The 13593-nt window shown below is 38.2% G+C and carries 8 protein-coding genes; 4 read left to right on the top strand and 4 right to left on the bottom strand.

Features of this window, described 5'->3' with window-relative positions:
* Window positions 1-433: 433 nt before the first annotated feature.
* Window positions 434-1810: a tRNA uridine-5-carboxymethylaminomethyl(34) synthesis GTPase MnmE gene (gene mnmE, locus ACF3OC_RS11855; protein ID WP_094256750.1), complete on the bottom strand. Its 1377-nt coding sequence runs from the start codon at window positions 1808-1810 to the stop codon at window positions 434-436.
* 208 nt (window positions 1811-2018) lie between these two features.
* Here mnmE and ACF3OC_RS11850 point away from each other — a divergent pair, with 208 nt between their 5' ends.
* The gene (locus ACF3OC_RS11850; RefSeq protein WP_094256749.1) at window positions 2019-3242 is read left to right on the top strand and encodes an MFS transporter; all 1224 of its coding nucleotides are present in this window, start codon (window positions 2019-2021) and stop codon (window positions 3240-3242) included.
* A 137-nt stretch (window positions 3243-3379) separates the two neighbouring features.
* Here the strand turns inward: ACF3OC_RS11850 and ACF3OC_RS11845 are convergent, their stop codons facing one another.
* A complete protein-coding gene (locus ACF3OC_RS11845) occupies window positions 3380-6040 on the bottom strand; it encodes a DUF5916 domain-containing protein (protein ID WP_392469288.1) in 2661 nt (886 codons plus the stop codon).
* A gap of 538 nt (window positions 6041-6578) precedes the next feature.
* On the opposite strand from ACF3OC_RS11845, the gene ACF3OC_RS11840 reads away from it, so the two are divergent.
* Together ACF3OC_RS11840 and ACF3OC_RS11835 are read left to right on the top strand one after the other, a co-directional pair.
* Window positions 6579-8852: a hypothetical protein gene (locus ACF3OC_RS11840; RefSeq protein ID WP_094256747.1), complete on the top strand. Its 2274-nt coding sequence runs from the start codon at window positions 6579-6581 to the stop codon at window positions 8850-8852.
* Window positions 8853-9062: 210 nt separating this feature from the next.
* Window positions 9063-10421, top strand: coding sequence for a Gfo/Idh/MocA family protein (locus ACF3OC_RS11835; protein WP_392469287.1), 1359 nt, complete (start codon window positions 9063-9065; stop codon window positions 10419-10421).
* 6 nt (window positions 10422-10427) lie between these two features.
* On the opposite strand, the gene ACF3OC_RS11830 is transcribed toward ACF3OC_RS11835, so the two are convergent.
* Complete coding sequence (locus ACF3OC_RS11830) at window positions 10428-11396, bottom strand: YafY family protein (protein WP_182498435.1); 969 nt, start codon at window positions 11394-11396, stop codon at window positions 10428-10430.
* A gap of 12 nt (window positions 11397-11408) precedes the next feature.
* On the bottom strand, window positions 11409-12245 hold the full coding sequence (locus ACF3OC_RS11825) for an MBL fold metallo-hydrolase (RefSeq protein WP_392469286.1): 837 nt from the start codon (window positions 12243-12245) through the stop codon (window positions 11409-11411).
* 209 nt (window positions 12246-12454) lie between these two features.
* On the opposite strand from ACF3OC_RS11825, the gene ACF3OC_RS11820 reads away from it, so the two are divergent.
* Window positions 12455-13579 carry an aldo/keto reductase gene (locus ACF3OC_RS11820; RefSeq protein ID WP_392469285.1) on the top strand — a complete coding sequence of 375 codons (1125 nt, stop codon included), beginning with the start codon at window positions 12455-12457 and terminating at the stop codon, window positions 13577-13579.
* Window positions 13580-13593: the final 14 nt, after the last annotated feature.

Genomic DNA, 13593 nt, shown 5'->3' with positions numbered 1-13593 from the left:
TATATTCGATAATTAATACGTTAAACCGTAAATAATCCATATTTATTTTTATTTACGAGCAATTATAATAGAACTTAATTATAAGCACTTGAAAAGCATAGAAAATATATATTATTCACTATTTCTATTCCAATTCACTTATTTGTTGATAATAGTCATCGAACTCTGTATATTTCACAGGTAGGATACAAAATAATTAAAGGTGGATAGAAATAAATTATGGAAGAGTTTTTATGAACAGGAAAGGATTATCCAGTTTTGTAAAATGTAGTCCTTTCATTGTTATATTTCCATATATAAATCATTTGATATATTTTAAGATTTTGTAAAACATCTAGATGTCTTTGGTTTGCTATATTGCCACATCTTGAGGTTAATTTAACTGCATACTAATGATTGACAATTTTAAACTTCTCCAAGTTGCTAATCTCGTTTACTTCCCGATACAAAACTTATTAAAGATATTCTCCAGCAAATCATCTGTTGTGACAGTACCTGTAATCTCACCTAAATGATGCAACGCCTGTCTAATATCCATTGCCAGGAAATCGGAGGTTATTGGACTATCAATTCCATATAAAACTTTTTCTAATGCTTCTTGTGTATTTTGCAATGCTTCGACATGACGAATATTAGTAACCATAACATCATCCGTATTGATATTGGAGAGATTGACTTGGTTAAGGAGTTCGCCTTTGAGTTCATCAATACCGATTTGATGTTTTGCTGAAATATATAGTGGATTTAAGACCTTATAATTCTGTTTTTGCTCTTCGGTCAGGAGGTCAGATTTATTGATAATCGTGACGAATGGGATATTTAATTCCTGGACTTCATTAATTTGTTCTTGAACGGCTGAGATTTGATCTTGGATAGGATCGAAGAGGTAGATGATCAATCTGGCTTGTTTCATTTTTTCACGGGTTCTTTCTACACCAATGGCTTCCACCACATCTTCGGTATGACGGATCCCAGCGGTATCAATAAATCTAAAGGTTACTCCATGAATATTGATTTCATCCTCGATGGTATCTCGTGTAGTTCCGGCAATATCGGAAACTATTGCTCTTTCTTCATTCAATAGGGCATTGAGTAGGGTAGACTTACCAACATTTGGTTTTCCGGCAATAACTACTGGAACACCATTTTTAAGGACATTACCTTGCTCGAAGGAACGGATTAATTTTGCAATGACAGAATGGATTTGTTGGATTAATGATTTTAGTTGATCGCGATTGGCAAATTCCACATCTTCCTCGGCAAAGTCTAATTCCAGTTCGATCAGGGATGCAAAATGAACTAGGTCTTCCCTTAATTTCTTAAGTTGGTTTGAAAATCCACCACGCATTTGTTGCATGGCAATCTGGTGAGATGCTGCTGAGTTGGACGCAATCAGATCCGCTACTGCTTCAGCTTGAGAAAGGTCCATTCCACCATTTAAGAATGCTCTTAAGGTAAATTCACCTGCTTTTGCAGCACGAGCTCCTTTTTTTATCAATAGCGTTATAATTCGCTCAATGATATAAGCGGAATTATGTGTGGAGATTTCTACAGTGTCTTCCTTGGTGTAGGAGTTGGGTCCCACAAATAAGGTAACTAATACTTCATCGATAATATTATCGCCATCTCGGATAGTACCGAAATAAACGGTGTGCGAAGCTTGTTTTGTTAAGTCTTTGCCTTTGAAGACCTCATTTACCAAAGTAATGGCTTTAGAACCTGACAAACGAATAACCGCAATTGCGCCGTTAGCACCTGGAGCGGTAGCTAAGGCAATAATAGTATCTTGTGAAATTAACCCTGTAGACATAGCGCAAAGATAAGAATTGTATTTAGTAGTTTGTAGGGGGAAGCTGAAGGGGGAGGGAAATAGGAAGGGAATACCTATTGATAATATAGAATATTAATTTTATAAGAATTTATTGTCATAATTTTAATACCAATCCTTAATTACTCGATTCAATAGCTACATTTGCTCGGCTTTTTAGCTGAATTACACTTACAAAGGGAATCGACTTATGGAAAACCTGACAAAGGCGCCATTATCTGGTTATCAGAAATTGGTGATTTTTATCCTGGCATTTACGCAATTCACGGTTGTTTTAGATTTTATGATTATGTCGCCCATGGGTGATATGCTGATGAAAGCTATTGACCTGAAGCCCTCGCAATTTGGGGTTGCTGTTTCTGCCTATGCATTTAGTGCTGGTATTTCAGGTTTATTGACTGCGGGATTTGCGGATCGCTTTGACAGGAAAAAATTATTGCTTTTCTTTTATTCAGGCTTTATTATCGGCACATTTCTTTGTGGTTTTTCCACGAATTATACCATGTTGGTAATTGCTAGGGTGGTGACTGGTTTATTCGGTGGTGTGATCGGATCGATTTCAATGGCAATTATTACCGATGTATTCACATTGGATCAGCGTGGTCGGGTGATGGGCTTTGTGCAGATGGGCTTTGGGGCAAGTCAGGTTCTTGGTATCCCTATTGGATTGTATATTGGGAATGCTTGGGGCTGGCAAAGTGCTTTTTTAATGATTGCTATTCTTGCCGTATTTATTGCGATCTTGATTTTCCTGAAATTAAAACCTATAACGGATCATATTGGACTGCAGAAGAAACAATCTGCACTCCAGCATCTTTGGGGAACTTTTACCAAGAGAGAATATAGAATTGGTTTTCTAGCTACTGCCTTATTGTCCATTGGTGGTTTTATGATGATGCCTTTCAGTTCGGTTTTCGCTGTAAATAACTTACATGTTAGCCATGAACAATTACCCCAGCTTTTTATGGTATCGGGGATTGCATCCTTGGTTATCATGCCATTGGTTGGTACGCTGAGTGACCGTTTTGATAAGTTCAAAATCTTTGCAATTGCTACCATCTGGATGATGATCATGGTGCTGATCTATACTTCTTTAGGACCGACGCCGTTTCCTTTGGTGGTGGTCTTAAATATTCTGATGATGATGGGGATTCTAAGTCGGGTAACACCGTCTTCAGCTTTGGTTTCAGCAGTTCCGGAGAAAGAGGATCGTGGTGCTTTTATGAGTGTTAGTGCATCCTTACAGCAGATGTCAGGCGGAATTGCTGCGATTGTTGCTGGATTAATCATTGTTCAAAAAACCAATGAAAGCCCTCTTGAACATTATACGACCTTAGGCTATATCGTTGTGGTAATTAGTATTATTACCATTTTGATGATGAGGGGGGTAAGTAGGTATGTGAAACGAAAGTAACTTTCTTAGTATTTAGTAGTTAGTATTTAGTATAGAGACTGCGATATAAGAAAAATATGCTGGCGGATTTTTGTCCGCCTTGTTTTTTTACCTACCTAACCAATAATTGACTTTTAACATAAATGTATTTGTGTTTTTTACCATCCTAACCAATAATTCACTTTTACCATAAATGTATTTGTAGGGGCTATTCCCCAGATGTTGTCGAGGTTATTTCCCCATCCGGGTTGATAGACAGGCATTCTTCCAGAGCGATTATGTTCCCATACGAGGTAGAGGGTTGATCCAGGAAGGTATTCCCAACGGGCGACCAGGTTTGATCGGAATTCATTAAAACTAAAGTTTGGGTCTTTGAAGTTTCCGGCTGTTGCTCCTGAACCAATAGTATATAATCCATCCGCATAGGAGATTTGGTCTGCCGCGAACTCTTGGAAGCGATCGGAATAGGTACGGGATAGGGTATTAGTTGCATATTTAAAACGGTCGTATTGCGCTGTTGAAGTGAATGGCGATCCATAGTATTGAATGGATAAATCCGGAGTAATATTACCTTGTAATCTGAAGGTAAAGCCATAAGTTTCTTGTCGCATTCTACCCATCACATAGGATTCTTCATTAGCATTTATGCTTGGCAGGTCTGTCGTGCCGACATATTGTAAATTATCTTTGTTCCAGGCATAATTGAACTGGGTAACTAGGTGAATATGATTTCCAATTCTGAAGGTTACAGAAGGTCGGATTTCATTATAACGAGTTTCACCATCGAGGAAATGCTTGCCGTCATAATCTACCTTGACAAATACACGTTTTGCCCGGTCAGAGTTCATGGAGAAAGTACTGGTAAAATTTGGGTTATAGCGAAGGTCATAACCACCACGAAGCATGCGGGTGTCCACGGAATTCCAACTGAATGCTTCTTTTAAGTCCATTTCAATTCTTCTCTTGATGGTCAAGCTTCTAAATCTAAGGGCAAGGTTATTATCTATTGCATTTCCGCCATAGTTCCATACGTTTCTTTGGGTCAGCGTAATTCCGGCAGCACGAAAAGGACCCCAAGGGTCAGTTTTACGGAATGCTAGTTCGGATTCATTGGATTTATAATCTGTTTGTTTTAGATATCCAACTTCATTGAGGTCAAAGCCAGGGGAGGACCAACTGAAAGTTTCGGCATAATTCCATTGGGCATTTCCTTTTTTACCGGCCTTGATATATCCACCAGTTCCTGATAAGGAAGTTGCGTCAGGTCTCATATCCAGGTATTCAGCGCCTGATTTTCTTTGGAAAAAATGGGTGGCATTATTTTTTGTTGCCATAATTGCGTCTTTACTACCAGAAAGGGTGCTGAACATGGCCTTGGATTCTACATAGTACAATCTATTGGAGAAGTATTTTGTAAAGTCGACTCCTGCAGTGAAGGCATCATTTACCAAGAATTTTTCCAGATGTGGTGCATCCATTTTTCTATTGACGGATGTTATCATCCCTCCATGTAAGGTGTTGCCATCCCAATTCTTCTGTACTCGGGCTACCGTGTAATTAGTCAAGGGTTCAGTTTGTACCCTTTCTTCATCGTTTCCAAGGTTTGTGACACGTTGGGAGGTTTTTGCAGTTATACTTTCCAAAATCCCGATAGTTAATCCTTTGCGGTTTGTTCCGGTTAGTTTCATTGCACCGAGGATAGGCACAAAGTCAGTGCTGCTGGCAAAGATTTGCTGATTATCTACATTCGGATATTGATAGCGAGGTCTTGAACCTATTCTTCGCGAATAGAACATCATTCCTCCTTCATTATTATCGAATTCGAGAATATGCTTACCTTCAAGGAAGAAAGGTCTTTTCTCCTCATAGAATACCTCGTAGGCTGTTAGGTTCATGACAGAAGGGTCGAGTTCCACCTGACCATAGTCCGGGTTGATGGACAGGTCCATGGTATAATCTGAGATAGCGAATTTTGCATCCAAACCGGCATTTGGTTTCCAACGGCTTCCATCCTGGTAAGGGCTGTTTTCGATTTTCGGTTCGCGGATTAATTTAGTCATAGCATAAGGCAAGAACTCAATTCCCTTAGGCTTAGGCAAGTCTTGCATGCCATGCATGGTTCCAAAAGAAAAGACATGGCCATTGTTCTTAATGGGAATCATACTCCAATTTTGTACCTCATTATTTTTGCGAATAATCCGACGAACATGTAGCCCCCAGATTCCGTCGTCATTTTTTTGATTATAGCGAATTTGGTTGAAAGGGATCCTAAGTTCGGCCGTCCAGCTGGAATCCGATAGGTTTTGACTGGTCCGACCTTCCCAAACTGCATTCCAACTTAGATTGACGGAGAGTTTATCAGTTACCGTCAGATCTGTTTTATTTCCGCCTAAATTGATGTTAAATTCCACTGCTGCGCGATAATCGTGGTAAGGGTCGAAAGCAATACTGATCAGATCGCCATTGCTATTATCATCACGGTTTCCAATAAAAGCATTCATGGACTCAGGATGTATATCCTTACAATAAACTCCGACATAGATATTCTTATCGTCATAGAAGATTTTCATTTTCGTCCAAGAGCCTGTATAGGCCCGTTCAAAAGGAATTACCTGGGAGAATTTCTCGGACCATACTCCTTGATTTTGCCAAAGGTCTTCATCGAGTTTACCATCGACCTTAGGTTGTTGATTGTAGATTTTGGTTGCCTGATAGTCTCTTTTATAGGCATCCTCAAAGGATACAACTGGTTTTCGTTCATCCTGACTGTAGGCCAAAAATATATATAGAGCAAAAATTACTGATAGTAGATATTTCATCGGTTGAGTTTAGGGAAACACAAGGTTTCAATCGATCGAGCCAAATGTATTAAATAATTGAATAATAAAATGAATAAGAATGTGTTAATTCTGTTACGGGGGAGGTTCATGTGTTTAATTGTTCTATTAGGTTTATGAATATATAAGAATTCAATAGGTAGAATTACTAAAAGACATGAAATAAATTTATAGGGTTAAGAATACTGTTTCATTTAGTGTTCAATATTGCGTATGTATTATTCTTGTTAAGAATTCGGAAATTTAATAATATGAAACATTAAAATTATAGATTTGATAACCAGCTAAATAATAAACGATGATAACTTCTTCATTTATTATTTAGGGTAATACATTACACAATCGTCTTACTAATAACAGACGAATAATCAACTAGTAAGAAATTACTAAAAACCTAAGATTCTCGTTTTTAAATAATGTTATTTTAGTGTTACTTGTGGGGGATTATGAGGGTGATCTCCCATAAAGTAATACGAGAAGAGGGTCTCGATAAATTTGAATCTAAACCGATTATTTTAATATGAACAATAAGAGTTTTTATATACTGTTTTTTGCAATTTTATATTGTTTGCCATTGCTGGCACAGACTACTTTTAAAACGAAGTATTTCCAGATTCAAGTAGATAATAAGGGGTATATCCACAGTATGAAGAATAGGACAAAGGCTCCTGAACAGGAGTTTAGTCCAACCGATAAACCATCCCCATTCTTAACCTTGTACAATCCCAATAAGAAACTTTATTATTTCCCACAAAAGGCGAATTATTCGGCTTCAGAGAAAATCATGACGATCCATTTTGATAATGGTTCAAATGCGAGAATTCGGATTGATGAAATGGAGAAATACCTAAAATTCAAATTACTTTCCTTAACGAATTCTAATGAGATTGAAGTAATTCAATGGGGATCATATCATACCAATATCACTAATTTGATGGGAGAAATCATCGGGGTTGCGCGAGACACGAGCGAATCCGTGAATTATGCAATCGGAATGTTAGCATTAAATGATAATACGATTGGAGGTACGGCTGATATTCAGGGTGATGCAGCTCCATTTCAATATGTTATTCATTCTCCAGACCCCGAGCGATTCCCTTTACCTGTGAGCTTAACAGAGGGGCAGGTATTTACATTGGGTGGTGATGGGATTTCTGATGTTGCATTTTACGGACACAAGGAGCCGTATTATCGGATTTTATATGGGAATGCTGCTGAATTAGACAAGAATGGTAGGATTTCCATTACTTACCAATCTCGAGATAGGAGAAAGGAGCGTGAGGTTTATTATTCCTTAATTCCGAATATGGCTGCAAACACTCCTAATCATTTAATGGTTGAGGCTTTGCCAAGGGTGGATTATATAGGATCAAGCATTGCATTTTGGGGGAGTCCGGACAGTACAGCATTGTTGGATGTGATACAAGATATTGTGAAGAAAGAGGGATTGCCCTATCCGATGGTTAATGGGAAATGGATCAAAGACCCTGCAGCTTATGTTCCAGATATTCTGACAGAAGGTGGAGAATATGACCATATGATCGATTATGCAGCTCAACTTGGTTTTAAAGCAATAAGTCTGTATGACCAAGGATTTTTAAAACCGGACCGCGGGAATGAAGGCTATATTGATGGAAAGGATTTCTCCAAAAAACCATTGAAAACTACCTCAGTAAATTACTCGCATAAAGAGTATGGCGCCCTTGCAAAAAAGCAGAATTTATTTATTGGGAGAACCCCAATTACCAATTCATTAGCACCAGGGACTAAAGATGCGAGTCCAGTTCCTAGTGATAGTATCTGGTATCAGCAAAAAAGAGCTTTGGCGCAGAATATTTCAGCCGATGATACTTTGATTTATGTTGATGACCCGACCCATCTGGAAGAAATAGGAAGTTGGGAAGGTCATGCTAAAAGTTTGAATATCATTAAAATAGGGAAAGAGTTGATTCATTATTTAGGAGTTTCAGAAAGCAAGCCATACCGCCTGTTAAATGTTACGCGTGGGTACTGGGATACGAAAGCAACAGCTCATAAAGCAAATGATACGCTATATAAATTACAAGTTACCCTGAATTATGGTTATGATGGATTAATTCCGAATATGGCCTTACAAGATAAAATTGCGGAGTACTACGCGGATATATGTCAGCTCAATAATATAAATTATTATGATTTTGATGGTCAGGAATTCCTATTCAATAATGGCCATGGATATTATTCAGCGAAGCGATTTTTTAGAAAAATGTTTGAAAGAGCGAAGGTCTTGGGTGTTGAAGATATACGTTTTACGGGAGCCACCTTATCAGAGGGTTCATGGCACTATCAGAGTATATGGAATGTGGGTGGAGGAAAGAATCTCTATGATGCAGAAACCAGGGAATGGGGGAGTGCAACCAGTCAGGGTAAGGATTTAAGAGATGTATCTTATTCTAATTATTTTCCAGTAGGTATGGGGGGCAATTTTCCAATTACAAAGGATTCCAAGGTTGAGGATTATGAGCATATACAAGCCATGGCGGTAGGCACAGGAGCGACCTATAGTTTAAAATTGAATCAAAAAAATGTTGAAGCATGTCCGCAGAAGGATGAGATCTTTAAGGTTATCCGGACCTGGGAGAATGCAAGAGCTGCGAATGCTTTTCCACGCTGGGTAAAAAAGATGCTTGTTGACCCCAAAAATAGTTTCAGGTTGGAGGAGTTAGATCAAGATACCTGGAAATTATATAAAATTGATCATTCAAATGCTAATAAGGAATTATTAGCCACATTGAAAAGGGCAAATGGTTATTAAGTTAAGGGATAGTTTCTAGATGAAATAAAATATTCTGGAAAGTATTCTATTAACCAAATATTGTCCGCATAAGGTCTTTTTAGGTCATTCGACTTAATAAGTGTTTAATTAGGTGTAATTTAAGCCTAGTCTTCGCCAGAGGGCTAGGCTTTGTTTTTTTAGGCTAAAGTTCTTATCTTAATTCTATAAACCTTAACATCCACGATTCTTATGAGAGATTTAAACCTTAATCGTCGACAATTTATTTTTGGTACCGGAGCATTATTATCCTTGGCGGCCTTGCAAAATGCAGGATTTGCGGCAGAGATATTGGCTTCGCATCGAGTAGCTTTGATTGGTGCGGGATGGTATGGGAAGAGTGATTTATTCAGGTTAATGCAGGTGAGTGATGTGGAGGTTGTTGCGGTTTGTGATGTGGATAAAAATCATTTGAATGAGGCCGCAGAGTTGATAGCGCAAAAGCAAAAGTCCAAAAAGACACCTAAGAAATATTCAGATTATAGGAAGTTATTGGCAGAGAATAAACTGGATTTGGTTTTAGTTGGTACACCTGATCATTGGCATGCATTGATAGGGATTGCGGCAATAGAATCTGGGGCACATGTATACCTTCAAAAACCTATAAGTGTCGATGTATTAGAGGGTGAGGCCGTAGTTGCAGCCGCTAGGAAGCATAATAGAAAGGTTCAGATTGGAACACAAAGGCGAAGTACTCCGCATATGATTGATGCTAAGGATAATATAATTGGAAAAGGGTTATTGGGGAAGATTTCCCATGTTGAGATGTGTTGTTATTATCATATGAAAAGTAATGCTAACCCACCTGAGGAGCCCGTTCCGGACTTTTTGGATTATGAAATGTGGACTGGTCCGGCGCCAATGAGGGCTTACGATGGTTTGCCACATGGGGGCTGGTGGCGTGCTTTTATGGAATATGGAAATGGAATAACGGGAGATATGTGTGTGCATATGTTTGACACGGTAAGGTGGATGTTGGATTTGGGATGGCCCAAAAAGATAACAGCAACTGGTGGAATATATGTTCAAAAGGAAGGAAAGTCCAATATTGCTGATACGCAAACCGCTATTTTTGAATATGATGATCTGGACTGTGTTTGGAACCATAGAACTTGGGGTACAGCAGCTGATCCTGAATATCCATGGGCATTTTTCATTTATGGGGATAAAGGGACTTTAAAAGGAAGTACCATGAAGTGGGAGTTTATTCCTACAAAAGGGGAGAAGATTGTCCGAGATGTAGTTTACGAAAAGGAGCAATATCCTGAAGATCTCAAAGAACCAAGGATTGAGTTAAATGCTGCTCCAGCAACAAGAAGACAGATGCAAAACCTATTAATGGCCATTGATAAAAACACTTTGCCGGTGGCAGATGTTTTACAAGGACATATTTCTACGGCATCATGTATTTTGGCAAATCTTTCCATGGAATTAGGTAGACCACTGGTTTATGATTCAGAGAAAAAGATATGTGTTGATGATCCAGAGGCTACAGATAGGTTAAAAAGAAAATATAGGGCTCCTTGGAAACATCCTTATCAAGGAGCATAAAGATTACTATTTTATGTTGTTTTGAATGGCCTGAAAGAGCTTCCTAAAGCTATGCTTAAGTTCTTCAGGCTCTTCTATTTTTATATGGTCAGCAAACATCATTAGCCAACGAGGAAATTCATGTTCTATATCTCGAGTTAGAAAGGTCATCTCAATTTTATCATCAATCTTTTGTTCAGATTCATAACCATAATTGGTTCTTTGCCAGCGCATATAAGGAGCGAAATGACGATTCACTAATATTCTAGCTTTTATTTTTGGTAGTTCATGGAAGTTTTGAGTGGAAATATATTCATCAATGGATATATGCCTTTTGGAGAAGTTGGTATCTTTACTTTCAATCTGCGCAATTCGGTCACTTCTGAATTGTCGAAAATCTTCTCTTTGTAAACAATAAGCAACGATATACCAAAATCCTATTTCATGGACTATTCCAATTGGCTCGATTATTCTAATTTGAGCTTCATCGTCCTTAATTCCTTGATAGTGGATGCAAATTTGTTTTTTATTGGCAATAGCTTCGATAGCGGTACTTAAAACATGTGGGACTTTTTCAGGGAAAATTGGAACATGTTGTTTGCGCATGATGATATTCTCCTGCATATTGGTTACCAGGTCCTGATCATGGCTTTTAAGGATTGCCTTAATTTTCATCAAGGCCGAAGCATAAAGTGCCACACCGGCTTTGTCCAGGTATTTTTCGGCTAACTTTTCAGTTGCTACAAAGCAAAGGGCCTCCTCCTTACTGAATGATACAGGAGGCAGCCTATATCCATCCATAATACTATACCCCATTCCAGCTTCACCAATCAAAGGTACTCCAGCCTGTTCGAGGCTTTTGATATCCCTATAGATTGTTCTGAGACTAACGTCAAATCGGTCTGCTAATTCTTGGGCTTTAACCACGCGTTTAGATTGAAGTTGAATCAATATCTCAACGATGCGGTCAAATCTTTTTTTGATATCTACGGACATGAATAGGTAGGCTTAGAGTTCACTGAGCTTAAAAGTGTCTTTTAGTCGGATTCCTTTTTCAGTATATTGTAATGTAGCACATTCGTTTACTGAATCATGTTCTAAAAACATGATGTATTCATTATCGACGATTTCCGTCCAATAATCTTGGCGTTCTTGCATAGTCACAAGAGGTCGGACATCATAGCCAATCACATACGCAATTGGAATATGCCCAACCGATGGGAGCAGGTCTGCCATATAAAGGATGGTTTTTCCTTTATATTGAATTTGTGGCAACATCATGGCTTCCGTATGGCCATAAGCAAAGCGCATATTGATTTCAGTATCATATTGGGGATTTTCAATATCAATAAAATTCAATTGACCACTTTCCTGGATTGGGAGGATGTTTTCCTTGAGGAAAGAAGCTTTCTCTCTTGGATTAGGATTAACGGCCCATTCCCAGTGATCTTTATTGGACCAATATCTAGCATTTTTAAATGCGGGGAGTAGTTTTTCGCCTTCACGAATAATGGCTCCACCACAATGGTCGAAATGTAAATGTGTAAGAATGACATCCGTAATATCATCCCTATGGAACCCTAATTTATTTAATGATTTGTCCAAGGTGTCATCACCATGCATATAATAATGGCTGAAGAACTTTTCGTCCTGTTTATCACCGATTCCCGTATCGACCAGAGTAAGTCTTTTCCCATCTTCAATAAGCATCAATCGAGTAGCCCAGGTACATAAATTCTTTTCATCAGCGGGATTTGTTCTTTGCCAGATGCTTTTTGGTACCACTCCAAACATGGCTCCACCATCTAATTTAAAAAATCCAGTATCTATGCTATGTAGTTTCATATTCCTTGCTTTATGATTAAAACTTAACCTCAGGTATTGGAAACCTGATTAAGTATAAAAATGATGTTTTCAGTTGGGTTAATCAAATAGAAGTTGAGATTTTAGGGATTTGGGTAGAAAAAGTATTAATGGTATTTAATACTGTAATCCATATAACAATAAGATTATCAATTGTATTGAACTTTGTATAAACAAAAGGAGGAAATGAAATGAATACAAATCGGAGAGAGTTTTTAAAAGCTAGTTCATTAGCTGGTTTAGGATTAATCAGTTCTACCGTTTTTGCTGGTATTAAAGAAGAAAAGATGGATAATAAAGCAAACACCTCAATAAATCAGAATGCTGGTAAGAGGTTGCTAGGTTCTGGAAAACATCAATTACAAGTTTCAGCAATTGGTTTAGGATGTATGGGAATGAGTTATCACCGGAGTTTTGTTCCAGACCGTAAGGTTAGTATTAATCTGATCAGAGAAGCTTATGAAATAGGTGTTAATTTTTTTGATACTGCAGAGGCTTATGGTCCCTATTTGAATGAGGATTTAGTTGGAGAGGCATTAGCACCGATAAGGAAAAATGTGGTACTTGCCAGCAAATTCGGATTTGTTGATGGAACTCCTTCAAAAGGGCTTGATAGTCGTCCGGAGACGATTAGGAAGGCAGTTGATGAATCCTTAAAACGATTAAAGACGGATTATTTGGATTTATTGTATCAGCATAGGGTAGATCCGAATGTTCCGATGGAGGAAGTTGTTGGAACTGTTAAAGAATTGATTCAGGCAGGCAAGGTTTTGAATTTTGGCTTGAGTGAAGCAAGTGTAGATAATATTAGAAAGGCACATTCAATTCAGCCGGTCACTGCGCTACAAAGTGAATATTCATTGTTTACCAGAGATCCGGAGAAGACTGTTATTCCAGTTTGTGAGGAGTTAGGAATTGGTTTTGTGCCTTATAGTCCGTTAAGTAGAGGGCTTATAACAGGCTATATCAATGAAAGAACTAAATTCAATGCGCAAAATGATAATCGTCCTGCTTTGCCAAGATATCAGCGGGATGCGATTCTTGCAAACTGGCCATTAATAGAATTATTGAAGGATTTTGGAGATCAGCGCGGACTGACCGTTGCTCAAGTTGCATTAGCATGGTTATCCGCTCAAAAACCTTTTATTGTTTCTATTCCTGGAACTACTAAACTGGCTCATTTGAGAGAGAATTTTGATTCTAGCTTATATCAATTTGAAGCCCAAGAATTGATGGAGTTAACCGCCATTTTGGATAAAATAAAAATTGTTGGGGAAAGAGCAGTTGGGCAGCAGGCTCAACAGATAAAAAATTAATTAACTAGTCCTAA

Source organism: Sphingobacterium cellulitidis (genome assembly GCF_043187465.1).
GTDB lineage: Bacteria > Bacteroidota > Bacteroidia > Sphingobacteriales > Sphingobacteriaceae > Sphingobacterium > Sphingobacterium cellulitidis.
Note: the sequence above shows the minus strand (reverse complement) of the source record. Positions and strands in the feature narration are given on the sequence as shown.